This is a genomic window from Streptomyces sp. CA-179760 (assembly GCF_050937045.1).
Taxonomy (GTDB): domain Bacteria; phylum Actinomycetota; class Actinomycetes; order Streptomycetales; family Streptomycetaceae; genus Streptomyces.
Genome location: NZ_JBNJLZ010000001.1, coordinates 562,751 through 578,625, shown reverse-complemented (window position 1 = coordinate 578,625; position 15,875 = coordinate 562,751). Strand labels below are relative to the sequence as shown.

The 15,875-nt window shown below is 71.9% G+C and carries 14 protein-coding genes and 1 pseudogene; 9 read left to right on the top strand and 6 right to left on the bottom strand.

The genetic code is table 11. The annotated features are described in order from the left end of the window. Nucleotides 1–33: 33 nt before the first annotated feature. Complete coding sequence (locus tag ACQEV8_RS02725; protein WP_432957033.1) at nucleotides 34–2,082, bottom strand: beta-galactosidase; 2,049 nt, start codon at nucleotides 2,080–2,082, stop codon at nucleotides 34–36. Between the two features lie 151 nt (nucleotides 2,083–2,233). Between ACQEV8_RS02725 and ACQEV8_RS02720 the strand changes: the two genes are divergently transcribed. Genes ACQEV8_RS02720 through ACQEV8_RS02695 form a run of 6 tightly spaced genes read left to right on the top strand, consistent with a single transcriptional unit; the run spans nucleotide 2,234 to nucleotide 7,468 of the window. Then, nucleotides 2,234–2,977, top strand: coding sequence for an SDR family NAD(P)-dependent oxidoreductase (locus tag ACQEV8_RS02720; protein ID WP_432957031.1), 744 nt, complete (start codon nucleotides 2,234–2,236; stop codon nucleotides 2,975–2,977). A 55-nt stretch (nucleotides 2,978–3,032) separates the two neighbouring features. Beyond that, a complete protein-coding gene (locus tag ACQEV8_RS02715; protein WP_432957029.1) occupies nucleotides 3,033–3,788 on the top strand; it encodes a FadR/GntR family transcriptional regulator in 756 nt (251 codons plus the stop codon). Beyond that, entirely contained in the window at nucleotides 3,785–4,930 is a 1,146-nt protein-coding gene (dgoD, locus tag ACQEV8_RS02710) for a galactonate dehydratase (RefSeq protein WP_432957027.1), read from the top strand. Before ACQEV8_RS02715 ends, dgoD begins: the two co-directional genes overlap by 4 nt. Before the next feature lie 55 nt (nucleotides 4,931–4,985). Next, the gene (locus ACQEV8_RS02705; protein ID WP_432957025.1) at nucleotides 4,986–5,606 is read left to right on the top strand and encodes a bifunctional 4-hydroxy-2-oxoglutarate aldolase/2-dehydro-3-deoxy-phosphogluconate aldolase; all 621 of its coding nucleotides are present in this window, start codon (nucleotides 4,986–4,988) and stop codon (nucleotides 5,604–5,606) included. Nucleotides 5,607–5,647: 41 nt separating this feature from the next. Beyond that, a complete protein-coding gene (locus ACQEV8_RS02700; RefSeq protein ID WP_432972350.1) occupies nucleotides 5,648–6,568 on the top strand; it encodes a sugar kinase in 921 nt (306 codons plus the stop codon). Between the two features lie 15 nt (nucleotides 6,569–6,583). Next, nucleotides 6,584–7,468 carry an SMP-30/gluconolactonase/LRE family protein gene (locus ACQEV8_RS02695; protein WP_432957023.1) on the top strand — a complete coding sequence of 295 codons (885 nt, stop codon included), beginning with the start codon at nucleotides 6,584–6,586 and terminating at the stop codon, nucleotides 7,466–7,468. A gap of 17 nt (nucleotides 7,469–7,485) precedes the next feature. Here the strand turns inward: ACQEV8_RS02695 and ACQEV8_RS02690 are convergent, their stop codons facing one another. From ACQEV8_RS02690 to ACQEV8_RS02680, 3 genes and pseudogenes are all read right to left on the bottom strand, one after another. After that, entirely contained in the window at nucleotides 7,486–8,172 is a 687-nt protein-coding gene (locus ACQEV8_RS02690) for a GntR family transcriptional regulator (protein WP_432957021.1), read from the bottom strand. A gap of 54 nt (nucleotides 8,173–8,226) precedes the next feature. Continuing rightward, complete coding sequence (locus tag ACQEV8_RS02685; protein ID WP_432957019.1) at nucleotides 8,227–8,940, bottom strand: aspartate/glutamate racemase family protein; 714 nt, start codon at nucleotides 8,938–8,940, stop codon at nucleotides 8,227–8,229. Continuing rightward, nucleotides 8,937–10,279 (bottom strand): annotated as a pseudogene (locus ACQEV8_RS02680) (dicarboxylate/amino acid:cation symporter). Before ACQEV8_RS02680 ends, ACQEV8_RS02685 begins: the two are co-directional and overlap by 4 nt. A gap of 146 nt (nucleotides 10,280–10,425) precedes the next feature. Between ACQEV8_RS02680 and ACQEV8_RS02675 the strand changes: the two are divergent. From ACQEV8_RS02675 to ACQEV8_RS02665, 3 genes are all read left to right on the top strand, one after another. Then, nucleotides 10,426–11,139, top strand: a complete 714-nt coding sequence (locus ACQEV8_RS02675) for an SDR family NAD(P)-dependent oxidoreductase (RefSeq protein ID WP_432957017.1) — start codon at nucleotides 10,426–10,428, stop codon at nucleotides 11,137–11,139. Between the two features lie 354 nt (nucleotides 11,140–11,493). Beyond that, on the top strand, nucleotides 11,494–11,685 hold the full coding sequence (locus ACQEV8_RS02670) for a winged helix-turn-helix transcriptional regulator (protein ID WP_432957015.1): 192 nt from the start codon (nucleotides 11,494–11,496) through the stop codon (nucleotides 11,683–11,685). A gap of 215 nt (nucleotides 11,686–11,900) precedes the next feature. Continuing rightward, nucleotides 11,901–13,136: a glycoside hydrolase family 88 protein gene (locus ACQEV8_RS02665; RefSeq protein ID WP_432957013.1), complete on the top strand. Its 1,236-nt coding sequence runs from the start codon at nucleotides 11,901–11,903 to the stop codon at nucleotides 13,134–13,136. Here ACQEV8_RS02665 and ACQEV8_RS02660 read toward each other — a convergent pair. Together ACQEV8_RS02660 and ACQEV8_RS02655 are read right to left on the bottom strand one after the other, a co-directional pair. Continuing rightward, nucleotides 13,117–14,550, bottom strand: coding sequence for an aminobutyraldehyde dehydrogenase (locus ACQEV8_RS02660; RefSeq protein ID WP_432957011.1), 1,434 nt, complete (start codon nucleotides 14,548–14,550; stop codon nucleotides 13,117–13,119). The two genes, ACQEV8_RS02665 and ACQEV8_RS02660, sit on opposite strands and share 20 nt — an antisense overlap. Next, nucleotides 14,543–15,862 carry a flavin monoamine oxidase family protein gene (locus ACQEV8_RS02655; RefSeq protein WP_432957010.1) on the bottom strand — a complete coding sequence of 440 codons (1,320 nt, stop codon included), beginning with the start codon at nucleotides 15,860–15,862 and terminating at the stop codon, nucleotides 14,543–14,545. The genes ACQEV8_RS02660 and ACQEV8_RS02655 overlap by 8 nt, the downstream gene beginning before the upstream one ends. Nucleotides 15,863–15,875 lie beyond the last annotated feature (13 nt).

Here is a 15,875-nt window from a genome sequence, read left to right as displayed (position 1 = left end):
CTTCCTTCGGCTCTGCGGTGTGCCCGGTGCGGCTCAGCGGGTGTTCGGCGTGCTCAGTACGGCCACTCCGGCCGCGGGCAGCCGGAGGCGGTCGGCGGGTGGTGCCCCCGGGGTCAGGGCGTCGGCCATCGGCTCGGGCAGCCGGACCTCGGCTTCTCGCTGACCGTGGTTGAGCAGGAAGACGAACCGCCCGCCGTCGCCCTCACGCACGGTCGCCTGGACGTGCTCGGGAAGTCCGGGGAGCACGGGGCCGACGGACGCCGCACGGCACACGCCGTCGGTCAGGGCGCGCATGGCCTGCGGTGCGAGGCGCGTCGCGACGTACCACGCCTGTCCCTCGCCGAAGGCGTGGCGGGTGACGGCCGGCTGCCCCGTCAGCGGGCCGGAGCCGAACTCGGCCACCGTCTGGGCCCCTTCAAGCTCGACGGCCTCCGACCACAGGTCGGCGCGGCTGACCGTGCCGTCGGTGTGCCGGACGTCCACCGCGTCGTTCTCGCCCAGCGGCCAGAACTCCTCGACGCGCAGGCCCAGCACCTCTCGCAGGGGCGCGGGGTATCCCCCCAGGTGCACCCGGTCGCAGTCGTCGACGATGCCGGAGAAGAACGACACCAGCAGGTGGCCGCCGCCGCGTACGAAATCGGTGAGACGTCCGGCGTCCCGCTCCTCGAGCAGGTACAGGTTGGGTGCGATGACAAGGCGGTAGCCGGACAGGTCGCGGTCGGGCGGTACGACGTCGCAGTTGACGCCTGCTTCGAACAGCGGCCGGTAATGGGCGAGCGCGATCTCCATCTGGTTCAGCGCGGTGGACGGGTGCGAGTCCAGCTCCAGCGCCCACCAGCTGTTCCAGTCCAGTACCAGGGCGACGTCCGCGGTGGACCGGGTACCGGCGATGCGCGGCACGGATGCCAACTCGCGGCCCAGCTCGCTCACTTCACGGAAGGTGCGGGTGCCGGTGCCGCCGTGCGGGACCATCGCCGAGTGGTACTTCTCGGCTCCGCCCCGGGACTGACGCCACTGGAAGTACAGCACCGCGTCGGCGCCCTGGGCGACCGCCTGCCAGCTCCACAGCCGCATCCGCCCGGGCGGCTTGGGACCGTTGCGGTCGCGCCAGTTGACCGCGCTGGGGGCCTGCTCCAGCAGCATCCACGGCTGACCGGCGCGGGCGGACCTGGTGACGTCGAAGATGAACCCCGCCGAGACATGCGTGTTCTCGTCGTGCGGGTCCTGATAGACGTCGACTGAGGCGACATCCTCGTGGGCGGCCCAGCGGAAGGCGTCGACGGGCTTGTGCACGCCGATGAAGTTCGTCGTGACGGGCACGTCCGGGGTGATCCGCCGCAGGACGTCCTTCTCCGCCAGGTAGCACCGCAGCAGCGCGTCGTCGGAGAACCGGGCGAAGTCCAGCTGCTGGGCCGGGTTGGGAAACGTCGGCGCGAGCCGGGGAGGCAGCACCTCGTCGAAGCTGTCGTAGCGCTGCGCCCAGAAGGCCGTCGACCAGGCGTCGTTGAGGGCCTCGATGCCGCCGTACCGCTCGGACAGCCAGCGCCGGAAGTCCGTCGCCGACTCGTCGCACCAGCACATCGGGGTGTGGCAGCCGTACTCGTTGCCGATGTGCCACATCTCCAGAGCGGGGTGGCCGGCGTACCGGGCGGCCAGTCGCTCGACGAGGCGCACGGCGTACTCGCGGTAGACGGGGCTGGAGGGGCAGTAGTGCTGGCGTCCGCCGGGCCACAGGCGCCGGCCGTCGGCGGTCTCGGGGAGGATCCCGGGGTGCAGCCGGGACAGCCACGGTGGCGGGGAGGCCGTCATGGTGGCCAGGCACACGGCCACCCCCGCCCCGGCGAGGTTGTCCATCACCCGGTCGAACCAGTCGAAGTCGTACTCGCCGGGCCTCGGCTCCACCCTGGCCCAGGAGAAGATCCCGGCCGTCACCAGGGAGACGCCCGCCTCCTTCATCAGCGCGATGTCCTCCGCCCACACCTCCTCGGGCCACTGCTCGGGGTTGTAGTCGCCGCCGAAGGCGATGCCGGCCGGGCGCAGGCGCCGCCGGGAATCGATCGCTACTGAGTCTGCCTGTCGCATGGCGGTCAGTCTTGAACCGTCACTGCCCTCCGTCAAGATATATTCATTATTAATTGAAACAGCTATGATGGGGGCGAGAAGACGGGACCTGCCCGGGCAGCAGGATGCAGGCAGCGGAGGGGTGAGGCGCACGATGACGGAGTGCCACAGGATGGCGGGGCGCGTGGCGGTGATCACCGGCGCGGCGCACGGGATCGGCGCGGCCACGGCGCGCAGACTCGCGGCCGAGGGCGCGGCGGTCGTGGTCACGGACGTGGACGACGCCGCCGGCAAGACGGTCGTCGCGGACATCGAGGCCGGTGGGGGACGCGCGGAGTACCTGCGCTGCGACGTGACCTCGGCCGCCGACTGGGAGCACCTGGGCCGCCATGTCCAGGAGCGCCACGGGCGGCTCGACGTGCTGCACAGCAACGCCTTCGCCCAGCTGAACAAGCCCGCCCATGAACTGAGCGAGGCCGAGTGGGACGGCCAGATGGCCGTGCTGCTCAAACCGGCCTGGCGGGCGCTGAAGACCTTCGCGGTCATGCTGCGCGAGGCGAACGGGGCCGTGATCCTCACCTCCTCGGTGCACGCGGTCATCGGCCTGCCCGGCCACGCCGCCTACGCCGCCGCGAAGGGGGCCCTGTGCTCCCTCGGGCGCCAACTGGCCGTCGAGTACGGGCCCGGCATCCGGGTCAACACCGTGCTGCCCGGGCCGATCCTCACCGCCGCCTGGGAGGCAGTCCCGGAGCCCGACCGGGCGCGCAGCGTGGCGGCAACGGCGGCCAAGCGGTTCGGGCAGCCGGAGGAGGTGGCCGCCGCGGTCGCCTTCCTGGCATCGGCGGACGCCTCCTACGTGACCGGGGCGAGCCTCGTGGTCGATGGAGGATGGAGTGTCATGAAGGAGTCCTCGTGAGCGACGCCCACCGTGCGCGCTGTCAGCGACAAGGACCGGAGCGGAAACGGAGAACGTGGTGACCCATCCCGGTAAGGGGCTGCACGGCCAGGCCGTGGAGGAGCTGGGCCGGCGCATCATCCGCGGCGACTACCCCCCGGGCTCCGTCGTGGACCCGGTCAGCTTCGAGACGGAACTCGGCGTCAGCAAGACCGTGGTCCGCGAGGCGATGCGGGTGCTGGCGTCCAAGGGACTGCTCGAGTCCAAGCAGAAGCGCGGTACGACCATCCGGCCCCGTGCCGACTGGAACCTGCTCGACAGCGACCTGCTGCGCTGGCAGGGCAGCAGCGCCCCGACCGACGGTTTCCTGGAAGACCTCGCCGAGGTCCGCGCGATAGTCGAGCCCGCCGGAGCCCGGCTCGCCGCGACCCGCCGCACGCCGTCCGACCTGGACGCGATGCGGCAGGCGATCGCGGCGATGGCGGCGGCGGGAACGGACGCGGACGCCATGGTCGAAGCGGACCTGGCCTTCCACCGCGCCCTGCTGGACGCCGCCCACAACGAACTGCTGAGCCGCATGGAGGTCGTCATCGAGGCCGGTCTGCGCGTGCGCGACCGGATCGTGCACGGCGCCCAGCACTTCTCCGACTCCATACCCGTGCACCAGGAACTGCTCGACGCGGTCGAGGAGGGCGACCCGGACGCCGCCGTGGCCGCCGTAGTGTCACTCCTGGCCCAGGCCTCGGACGACCTGGCGGCCGTACGGGCCGGTGCGGAACCCGAAGACCCCGACCACCTCGCTAACGACACGCCGTCCAAGGAAACTCGTTGAAGATAACCGGACTTGAGACATTCCTGGTGGCCCCGCGCTGGCTGTTCCTGCGCATCGCCACTGACGAGGGCATCACCGGCTGGGGCGAGCCCGTGGTCGAAGGACGCGCAGACACCGTGCGCGCCGCCGTCCATGAACTGGCCGACCACCTCGTCGGCCGCGATCCGCTGCGCATCGAGGACCACTGGCAGGTCCTCACCAAGGGCGGCTTCTACCGGGGCGGCCCCATCCTCTCCAGCGCCGTCGCCGGCATCGACCAGGCCCTGTGGGACATCGCGGGCAAGACCTACGGCGCCCCCGTGCACCGCCTCCTCGGCGGCCCGGTGCGGGACCGCGTCCGGATGTACGCCTGGATCGGCGGCGACCGGCCGAGCGACGTGGCGGAGCTGGCCGAGGAGCAGATGAAGGCGGGTTTCACCGCCGTGAAGATGAACGCCTCGGCCGAACTCGCCCCGATCGACACACCGGCCCGCACCGCCGAGGTAGTCGAACGCGTCGCGGCCGTCCGCGAGGTGCTCGGCGACGAGCGGGACATCGCCGTCGACTTCCACGGCCGCGTCTCCACCGCCATGTCACGCCGTCTGCTTCCCCTCCTCGAACCACTGCACCCGCTGTTCGTCGAGGAACCCGTCCTGCCGGAACACTCGGGTCACCTGCGCAGCCTGGTCGAGTCCACGAACATCCCGCTCGCGACCGGCGAACGCCTCTACTCCCGCTGGGACTTCCGGGAGGTCCTGGCCAGCGGAATCGCCGTCGCCCAGCCCGACCTGTCGCACGCCGGCGGCATCTCCGAGGTCCGCCGCATCGCGGCCATGGCCGAGACGCACGACGTCGCGATGGCGCCCCACTGCCCCCTCGGCCCGATCGCTCTGGCCGCCAGTCTGCAGATCGCCTTCTCCGTGCCGAACTTCCTCATCCAGGAACAGAGCATGGGCATCCACTACAACCAGCAGTGCGACCTGCTGGAGTACGTGATGGACCCCGAACCCTTCCGTTTCGAGGACGGCTACGCCGCCCGGGGATCCCGCCCCGGGCTCGGCGTCGAGATCGATGAGAAGGCCGTACGCCGCGCCGCCGAGACCGGGCACCGCTGGCGCAACCCCGTATGGCGGGGCGTCGACGGGGCGTTCACCGAGTGGTGACACCGTCGAGTCCGTCGCGCGCCACGCACCTCACGTACAAGGAGAGCCCGCTCCCATGAACCTGGTGGAATCGCTCCGAGCCCATCGCCTGCTGGCGATCGTCCGCGGCAAGGATCCCGCCGCGGCCCTGCGCACCGTACGCACCCTCGCCGAGGAAGGCGTCGCCGCCGTCGAGGTCTCCCTGACCACCGCCGACGCCCTGACCGTGATCAGGCAGGCGCGCAGCGACCTGGGCCCCGAAGCCCTGCTCGGTGCCGGCACCGTGCGCTCGGCCGAGGACGCCGCCCGCGCCGTGGAGGCCGGTGCCTCCTACCTCGTCACTCCCGCGCTGGTCGACGGGCTGGAGGAGTACGGCGTACCCGTGCTGATGGGCGCCCTGACACCGAGCGAGATCGAAGTCGCCCTCGCACGAGGAGCCGCCGCGATCAAACTCTTCCCCGGCTCCCTCGGCGGACCGGACTATCTGCGGGCCCTGCGCGACCCCTTCCCCGAGGTGCCCTTCGTCCCTGTCGGGGGAGTGGACGCCTCGGCCGCACGCGAGTACCTGGACCGGGGCGCCCTCGCCGTCGGCGTCGGCTCACCGCTCGTCGGGGACGCGGCCGACGGCGGCGACGTGGAGCGACTGCGTGCCCGCGCGGCCGAGTTCCGCACGGTGGTGGCGGGGGAGAGGCCGTGACGGCATCGACCGCACCGGAGGTGGTGACCTTCGGCGAGACGATGGCGGCGCTCCGGGCCCAGGGCGCGCTGCGGCTGGGCGGCAGCCTCGGACTGTCCGTGGCGGGAGCCGAATCGAACGTCGCGATCGGCCTCGCCCGGCTCGGGCACCGGGTGCGCTGGGCCGGGCGGGTCGGTGCGGACGAACTCGGCGCACTGGTACTGCGCACGCTGCGCGCCGAGGGCGTCGACACCGAGCACGCGGCCGTCGACGACACCGGCCGGCCCACGGGACTGCTGCTGACCGAACCCCGCCTGGGCACGCTCACACGGGTCAGTTACTACCGCGCCGGTTCGGCGGGTTCGGCGGTCTCACCCGCCGACGTCCTGCCCGCACTGGCCTCCGGCCCCCGGGTCCTGCATCTGACCGGCATCACCCCGGCGCTCGGCCCCTCGGCGGCCGAGGCGGTCCAGGCCGCCGCCGAGGCCGCTCGCGACGCCGGCGTCACCGTCTGCCTCGACATCAACCACCGCTCCCGGCTGTGGTCCCACGACCGGGCCCGCACCGCCCTCAGACCGCTGCTGGCCCACACCGACCTGCTCATAGCGTCCGAAGACGAGCTGCCGCTGGTGCTGGAACGGCCCGCCGCGTCCGAGCCGGAGGCCGTGCGCAGCCTCCTGTCCGCAGGCGTCGGCGAGGTGGTCGTCAAACGCGGCGCACGCGGCGCGACCGGCTTCACCGCCGAAGGGGCGACCGACCGCGCCGCTCGCCAGGTCGCCGCCGTCGATCTGGTCGGCGCGGGCGACGCCTTCGTGGCCGGATACCTGTCCGGACTCCTCGACGGCGTGGACCTCCCCGCCCGCCTGCACCGGGCCGTCACCACCGCGGCCTTCGCCGTCGCCACCCGGGGCGACTGGGAAGGCCTGCCGACCCGGGACGAACTCGGCCTGCTCGACGAGCCCGACGGCACGACCATCCGCTGACCCAGGAGGCCGGACATGACAGCTACGGCAGCATCCGCGGCGGTGGTGGTGGACGGAGGATACGAACTCGCCGAGGGCGGCCGCTGGGTCGACGGCCGGTACGTGTACGTCGACATCCTCAGCGGCCGGCTCTTCGAATTGCGTGAGGACGACGGGCCGACGGTGCGACAACTGGCCGGGCTGGAAGTGCCGTTGGGTGCCGTCGCGCCCGTGACCGACCGGCCGGGCACCTGGATCGCCGCCGCGGGCACCGGCATCGCGCTGCTCACCCCCGAAGGCGCGCCGACATGGCTGGACCGCCCCGAGGACCGCACCCCGATTCCCAGCCGCATGAACGACGGCGTCGCGGACCCCGCCGGACGCTTCTGGGCCGGCAGCATGGCCTACGACGGCACCCCCGGCGCGGGCTCGCTCTACCGAACGGACCCCGACGGCACGGTGATACGCGTCCTCGACGGCCTGACCATCGCCAACGGTCCGGCCTTCACCGCCGACGGCACGACCCTGTACCTCGCCGACACGGCCGCGGGCACGATCCTCCGCTGCCGGATCGACCCGGTCTCGGGCGACCTTTCGGGCGGCCCGGAGACCTTTTCCCGCCTGAGCGAGGCCGAGGGCAGCCCCGACGGAATGACCGTGGACGACGAGGGCTGCCTGTGGGTCGCGATGTGGGGAGCCGGCGCGGTCCGCCGGTACCACCCGGACGGCCGTCTGCTCCAGACGCTGACGGTGCCCGGCCCGCACCCCACGTCGGTCTGTCTGCACCCCGGCGGCAACCGCCTCTTCGTCACCACGGCCCGCTACGGAGTCAAGAGCCCGACCCCGGCCTCCGGCGCGGTGCTCAGCGTCCCGGTACCGAGCCGGGGAATGGCCGCCTGCTCCTGGCGGGGCCGGAGCTGACAGCGGCGGCCGCCCCGTCAGGCGGGCGCGGCTTCCGTGAACTGGTTGGTGTCGAAGAGCCGGCTGATGTGGCCGCCGAGCTCCGACCAGTGCTGCCCGGAGAGTTCGGCGGCGGCGCGGGCGTCGCCGCCGGCACAGACGTCGATCAGCTGGTCGTGGTGCTCGATGGTGTTGCGGCCGCCGAGCAGCGTGGAGAACTTGCGGTAGAGGATGCGGTGGATCTGCGGGTGGAGCTGCTCGACGATCCGGCTGAGGACGGGGTTGTCCGCCGCGGCGATGGGGACGGCGTGGAAGCGGTCGTCGGCGGCGAGGGCGGCGTCGGTGTCGTTGGCGGCGACGGCCCGTTCGAAGTCCCGGTTGGCCTGGCGCATGCGCTGCCGGTCCTGCTCGGTCATGACCGGCACGGCGGTCTCGATGGCGAGCTGGTCGAGGGAGCGCAGGACGGCGAGGGTCTTCTCGGCGTCACGGCGGTTGAGGGTGGTGATGCGGGTGTAGACGCCTGGCTTGGCCTCGACCAGACCGATGTCGGCGAGCCGGGCGAGCGCCTCGCGCACCGGGGTACGGCTGAGACCGAGACGCTCGGCGAGTTCGCCGTCCTTGACCTTTTCCCCGGGCGCGAGTTCCCCGCGCACGATGGAGTCGCGCAGACGGTGGAAGACCTCGTCGCTGAGGAGGCGGCGGGAGACAGGGCTGTCGAGTGACATATTGCGTACAGTACATCGGCTGCCGCTCGGAATCCCCGCCCGCCGCCTCCGTCCTCATGCCGCGCGCACCCGGCGGACCAGGGCCTGAGCCAGGACGACGGCCGGATCGATGAGAGGGACCTCGGCCGTGCCGGAGGGCAGCCCGAGAGGTATCTCCGTGCAGCCCGCGATGATCACTTGCGCTCCCCGCGCCTGGAGCCCGAGCGCGGCCCGCACCAGCGGTTCCGTGGCCGTGGCGTCGCGCCGGCCGGCCTTCACCGCCTGGATGGCGGCCATGACCTCGTCCCGCTGGCTGCCGGGGCCGGGCAGCACGAGGCTGATGCCGAAGCGGTCCAGCCACTCCTGATAGAGGCCCGCGCGGACGGTTCCGGTCGTGGCGAGCAGCCCGGCGGTGTGCACGTGCGGCCGCAGGGCGGACAGATGCCGTGCGACCTCGCCGATCATGTGGACGATGGGCAGGCCCACCTGGCCCGCGATGCGGGGGACGAACGCGTGGGCGGTGTTGCAGGGAATGGCGATGACGGTGGCGCCCGCCTCGCGCAGGACGCGCCCGCCGTGCAGGAGCCAGGGGGTCGGGTCGGGTCCGTCGCCGAGCAGGGCCGCCGTACGGTCGGGGATGGTGGGGTCGGACCAGATGACCGTCCTGAGGTGGTCCTGGTCGCCGCTGCCCGGCGTCATCGACACCAGCTTGGCGTAGAAGTCGGCGGTGGCGGCCGGGCCCATGCCGCCCAGGATGCCGATGATCTCCGTCGTGGCAGGACCGCTCACCGCGCGGTCTCCTTCTGCAGCGTCCGGGCCGGCTCCGCGGTCTCGGGTTCGGTGGTGGGATGCGGGCCGCGCCTGGCCTCGCGTCGCCTTTCGGAGCTGTCGACGACGGCGGCGGCGAGTGAGTTGCCGAGGACGTTCACGCCGGTCCGGGCCATGTCCACGATGAAGTCGACGCCGAGGAGCAGGGCGATGCCCTCGGCGGGCAGGCCGATGGAGTTGCCGGCGGCGATGAGTACGACGACGGACGCGGAGGTGACGCCGGCCATGCCTTTGGAGAGGATCACCAGCACGCCGACCATGAGGAGCAGGGCGGGCAGCGAGGTGTCGGCGCCGTAGGCGTTGGCGAGGAAGACCAGGGCGGCGGCCTGGTAGAGGACCGAGCCGTCGGTGTTGAAGGAGTAGCCGAGGGGACGACGAACGAGGTCGTCGACCGGCTGAGGCCGAAGGCTTCCAACTTGCCCATCAGCGGGGCCAGCACCGCTTCGGAGCTGCGGGTCACGAAGGCGATCCCGGCCAGCCCGGCGACGGATCGCAGCAGTTCGACGTAGCGGATGCGGTAGATCGCGGCGATCAGCGGGAACAGCACGCCCACGACGATGGCCAGGCCCGCGTAGACCACGGCGATGAAGCCCAGCAGGCTGCGCAGGTTGCCGAAGCCGTAGTGGGCGACGTCGTACGAGATGAAGCCGAGCACGCCGAGCGGCGCGACACGGATGACGTAGCCGACGACCTTGAACATCACCGAGGCCACGGACTCCAGGACGGAGGCGAACGGCTCGGACTTCTCCCCGATCGCGGCCATCGCCACGCCCACCAGCAGGGCGAAGACGATCGCGCCGAGCAGATTGCCCTCGCCGAACGCGGCGAAGATGTTCTTCGGGAAGGCGTGCAGGACCAGTTCGTGGAAGTCGATGCCCTGGCTCATGCCGTCCAGATCCTGGGCGTCGGCCCCTTCGACCGGGGCGCCCTTGCCGATGCCCGTGAACCTCGCCAGGCCCACCGCGATCAGCAGGATGACGGTCGTGACGATCTCGAAGTAGAGGATGGCCTTGCCGGCGATCCGGCCGACCTTCTTGACCGACTCCATGCGGGCGATGCCCAGCACGATGAGCGGGAAGACCAGCGGCAGGACCACGACCTGCACCAGGTTCAGGAACACCTCCCCGAGGATCTTCATCTGCTCACCGGCCGAAGGGGCCAGGGATCCGATGAGGGCGCCGAGGCCGACGGCGATGATCGACTGGATACCGATCGGCACCTTCGGACAGCGCGGCCAGAACCCTGTGGGGCGGGCCGGTGGGGTGTCTGTGCTGGTGGGACGGGGGTGAGTGGCGTCCATGAGACTCCTGCCATATGCAATATATTGCGTTCTGCGTTTTGGCGGGTAACACTGGGCCTGAAAGCGGGGTCTGTCAAGGGGCGAGAGGAATGGAGAGGCCATAGCGGTGGTTAGGCTTGCCGGCAGACACAAGGGAGTTGACCCACATGGCACTGGTCCTGGTGACCGGCGCGGCCGGCGGACTCGGGCTCGACACGGCGAACGCGCTGGCCGACGAAGGGCACGAGGTGGTCGTCCACGTGCGCAACCGGGCCCGTCTCACCGAGGCGGGTGACACGGCCCGGTGGGAGGGCGTCGTCACCGGGGACCTCGCCGAGCCGGACGAGATCCGCGGGGTTGCCCGGCAGGCCTCAGGGTTCGGCCGTTTCGACACCGTCATCCACAACGCCGGGGTCATGAACCGCCCGGAGGACGTCACCGTCAACACCGTCGCGCCGTACACGCTCACGGCGCTGATGGAGAAGCCGGGCAGGCTCGTCTACCTCAGCAGCTCCATGCACCGGAGCGGCTCCACCGACCTGCGACGGCTGACCTCGGGCTCCGCCTCCTACGACGACACCAAGCTGTGGGTCACCGCACTCGCGCTCGCCTTCGCCTCCCGCTGGGAAGGAACGACCAGCCATGCGGTCGACCCCGGGTGGGTCCCCACCCGCATGGGCGGTCGCGGCGCCCCGGACGACCTGACCGCCGGGCACCAGACCCAGGTCTGGCTCGCCACGCACCCCGACGCGACCCCGGGCACCGGCGGCTACTGGTACCACCAGCGGGTACAGACACCCCACCCCGCCGCGCAGGACGAAGAGTTCCAGGCTCGCCTCATCGAAACCCTGGAGCAGTACACGGGCGTTTCGCTCGACTAGGCCCTGACCGCCTCCCCCACCGCAGCGGACGCAGTGCCGTCCGCCGTGCCCCGGCAACGACCCCCGGCCGCCGTTCCCCCACCCACGTCGCCTGCTCGAAGACGTGCCCCGCCCACAGCGCGGCCGCGTCGCCCCGGTGCGGTCCCACCACCTGGGGCCCGACCGGCACCGTGATCGGCATACGCTGCGCGCCCGGCCAGGCCCGCGTCGTCGCCACCGCGCCGCCCCGGCTGCGTCACGCGGGCCTCCTCACGGGGGTCGGGATCGCCGCACTGTCCGAGGGCGCACCCACCGTCGCGGGACCTCCTGCCTGCCTCCGAGGGTGCCGAACTCGCCCGCTCCGAGCTCCTGTTGGTGAACACCCTGGCCGAGGACGGCCGGTGTGCCTACGACGAACTGGCTCGGGTGGCAGGGGTGTCCGAGGCCACCGTCCGACGCCGACTGGGTGCGCTGCGCCGGGAGGGACGCGTCCGCATCCGGGAGCGTCACCGGCGAACGCCGACTGCTCGCCCTCACCGCCTTCCCGGACGAGGCGGCCCTCCATGACTTCGTGACGCGCTTCCCGAGGCTGGACTAGGCGGCGTCCGTGGATGTGTCGATGGTCCTCGGATCTCTGAAGCGGGGCGGGATCCTCGCGCCGTGGCTGCGCGGCCGACATCTCACTCTGCCGCCATACATCGGATGAGTCGTGGCCACTGAGGTCATTGACAGGGCGCCCGGGCCTGACCAGTTGTCACCGCTGACCTTTCTGGAGGACCAGCATGAGTGTTTCCCGACGTACGGTGCTGGCCACCGGGGCCGGTGCCGTGGCGACAGGCGCCACCTCGACACCGGTTGTGGCCGCCGGGACGCCCCCGGCACCGACCCTGCGGAAGCTCCGCACGGCCGCCGACTACGCCATCGAGAAGCTCCACGCCGTCGCACCGACCGTGACCGCCTTCCCCGTCGGCACGAAGTTCGGGAAGTGGACCTACTCGCAAAGCGGCGACTGGGTCGGCGGGTTCTGGCCGGGCACACTGTGGATGGCATGGCTCTACAGCGGGGACGAGGCCTTCCGCACGCCGGCATCGGCCTCGGCGCGGAAGCTGGCCCCGCGCCAGTACGGCACCGGCACCCACGACCTCGGTTTCCTCTTCTACCCGTCCTGGGTCACCGCCTGGCGGCTGACGGGCGACGAAGCCTGGCGGACGGGCGCCTTACGGGCGGCCGACTCGCTGATCCAGCGGTACAACCCGCAGGGCCGCTTCATCAGGGCGTGGGGCGCACTGAACGACGAGAAGAACGCCGGCCGGTTCATCATCGACACGATGATGAACCTCGACCTGCTGGCGTTCGCGAGCCGCCAGACCGGCGATGCGAAGTACCTGGACATCGCCGTGGAGCACGCGAGGACGACCCGGCGGGTCTTCCCGCGACCGGACGGATCCACCCCGCACGTCTACGACTTCGCCCCGAAGAGCGGTGCGCCGGTCGGCCCGAACACCGTGCAGGGGTACAGCCCCACCTCGTGCTGGTCGCGCGGGCAGGCGTGGGGGCTGTACGGCTTCACGACGATGTACCGGAGGACCGGGAACCGGGACTTCCTGGCCACCGCCCGCAAACTCGCGGACTTCGCGATCGGATCACTGACCCCGGGCCACGTCCCCGTGTGGGACTACCGGGCTCCCCAGCAGCCCCACGACATCAAGGACGCGTCGGCCGGAGCGATCACGGCCTGCGGCCTCCTCGACCTGTCCGCCGTCACCGGCCGACAGACCTATCGCGATGTGGCGCTACGGCTGCTCACCGCCCTCTCGGAGACCTGCCTGACGCGGAACTCGGCCCGAGCGGGAGCGGTGGTGGCCCGCTGCACCCGCCACCGTCCGAACGAGGACGGCATCGAGATCTCTCTTCCGTACGCCGACTACTACCTGCTGGAGGGCATCCTGCGGGTATTGCGGCCGCAGGACGTCGACCGGGCGATCGACCTTTCCTCGGTCACAGCATCACATGCTTGACCTGCGTGTAGTCGAGCAGACCGGTGAGCGAGAGGTCGCTGCCGTACCCGGAGTGGCCTACGCCGCCGTGCGGCATCTCCGACACCGTCGTGCCATGGGTGTTGACCCAGACGATGCCGGTCCGCAGTGCGCGGCTCGCCCGCATGGCCCGGTCGTGGTCGCGGGTCCAGACGCTCGCCGCGAGTCCCTGGGGAACGCCGTTGGCCAGGCGGAAGGCCTCGGACTCGTCGGTGAAGGGCTGGACGGTGACGACCGGGCCGAACACCTCGCTCCGTACGATGTCGTCCTCCTGCCGCGCCCCGGCGACCACCGTGGGCTCGTGGAAGTAGCCGGGGCGAGGCAGGCTCGAGCCGCCGGTGACGATCTCGGCGTGGTCCGGCAGCCCGTCCAACAGGCCATGCACATGGGTGAGTTGAGCGGCATTGGCGAGCGGGCCGAACGCGGCCCGCTCGTCGTCCGGTGCTCCGGGCCGCAGGCCGGCCGCGCGTTCGGCGAAGCGGGCCAGGAAGTGGTCGTGGACGCGCCGGTCGACCAGGATCCTGGTCGCGGCCGTGCAGTCCTGCCCCGCGTTGTAGAAGGACAGCGACGACAACTGCTCCACCGCGTCGTCGAGATCGGCGTCCGCGTGGATCAGCACCGGGGCGTTGCCGCCTAGTTCCAGGTGCAGCCGCTTGAGGTCGGCAGCCGCCGCGGCGGCGATCTCCTGCCCCGCGCGGACACTGCCCGTGACGGCCACCAGCCGCACGTCGGGGTGGGCGACGAGGGACCGCCCGGTCTCGCGGTCACCGCACACGACGTTGAGCACGCCGGGCGGCAACTGCTCGGCGGCCAGCCGGGCCAGGAGCACGGCCGAGGACGGCGTGGTGTCGGACGGCTTCAGGACGACCGTGTTACCGGCGGCCAGCGCCGGGGCGATCTTCCACAAGGCCATCATCAGCGGATAGTTCCACGGGGTGATCTGGGCGCAGACGCCGACCGGTTCGCGGCGCAGTACGGAGGTACGGCCCGGTGTGTACTCGGCGGCCGCCGCGCCCGGCAGGTTGCGGGCGGCTCCGGCGAAGTACCGCAACACGTCCACGATCGCGGGCAGTTCATCGCCCAGGAACAAGGCGCGCGGCTTGCCCGTGTCGGCCACCTCGGCACTCGCCACCGCGGCGGCGTCTCGCTCCAGCGCGTCGGCGATCCGCAGCAGCGCGGCCTGCCGTTGCGCCGGAGTCGTCACCGCCCAGCCGGGAAAGGCCCCTTCGGCCGCCCGGCAGGCCGTGTCCACGTCCTCGGGGCCGGAGAGCGGGGCCGTGCCGTGCGGGAGTCCGGTGGCCGGGTCGATCAGCCGCAGGGTGGCCCCGGAGGCGGCCGGTACCTCCTTGCCGCCGATGTGGTTGAGGACCTGCGCGAGGTCGGAGGTGTCAGCCACGGCGCAGTGCCTCCTCGGCGGCGGCGCGGCCGGTGCGGACGGCGCCCTCCATGTATCCGGCGACCCACTGGTCCGAGCCGCAGACGTAGAGCGGCGGTTCATGGGTGCCGTGCAGCGGGCCGACCGCCATGACCTCGCCCGGCGGCCACTGGGTGACGTAGCCCTGGGTCCACGGGTCGGTGCCCCACAGCCGCAGCTGGCAGGAGGCCGGGCGGAGCGCCTCGTCGCCGAACATGCCGGCCATCTCGGCGAGCAGCTCGGGCGTGCGGAGCTGGGGCGGGGTGCCGAGCAGGACGCCGTAGCGCTCGGGCGGGATCAGCGCCGACAGGACGCCCTCGTTCTGCGGCCAGGTGCTGCCCAGCACGCCCTCGGACTCGGACAGGCCGTTCAGATCGGCGTCCCGCCAGAAGGGCCGGTCGTAGACGGCGGCGAACTTCGCTGCGGTCGCGTGGCGTTGGCGGTGCAAGGAGGCGAGCCGGGCTTCGCCGACCCCGCTGATCGCGACGGACCGCAGCGGGCCCACCGGGAGGGCGCTCACCACGGCCGCCGCTGTGAGGATCTCGCCGATGACCAGGTGTACGGCGCAGCGGTCCGGGCGGATGTCCAGGGCGGCGACGGGGGAGCCGAGACGGATGCGCGCTCCCAGATCGCCGCCCATGACCTCGGCGAGCGTCGCCGAGCCGTCAGCCAGTCGCAGTCCTTCCCAGTCCTCGTAGTCGTAGTCGCCCGTGCCCGGCCCGGGGACCGCCGCGCTCTTGCGCAGTGCCGCCAGCAGGGAGATCCGCTCGTAGGAGCCGCCGGCCAAGGCGAGTTGGCCGATGTCCCACAGGCGTACCACGGCGGGCGTGGCCTGCCGGGAGCGCAGCCATCCGGCGACCGACAGCCGGTCCAGGGCGGTCGCGTCCGGATGCGACCACGGGTCGTCGGGGTCGACGGTGCCGGCGAGGGCGGAGAACTCCTTGCTCAGGCGCGAGTGCAGGGCCGTGTCGCCGGGGCCGAACCAGTGCGGCGGATCGCCCGCCGAGCGGCCTTCCGGAGTGGCCCGGGTCATGCGGCCGGGTTCGGCGACATAGCTGGGAACCAGCTTCAGGCCCAGCTCCTCGGCGAGTCGGAGATAGGCGGTGTGCCCGTGGCCGACGACCTCACCGCCCAGCTGGACGGTACGGCCGTCGGGCGTGTGGCTCTGCTCGACCCGGCCACCGACCCGGTCGCGGGCCTCCAGGACGAGCACGTCGGTGCCGGCGGCTGCCAGGTCCCGGGCGGCGGCGAGCCCCGCGAGACCGGCGCCGAGCACGATCACGTCGTGATGCATGGTTTCGCTTTCC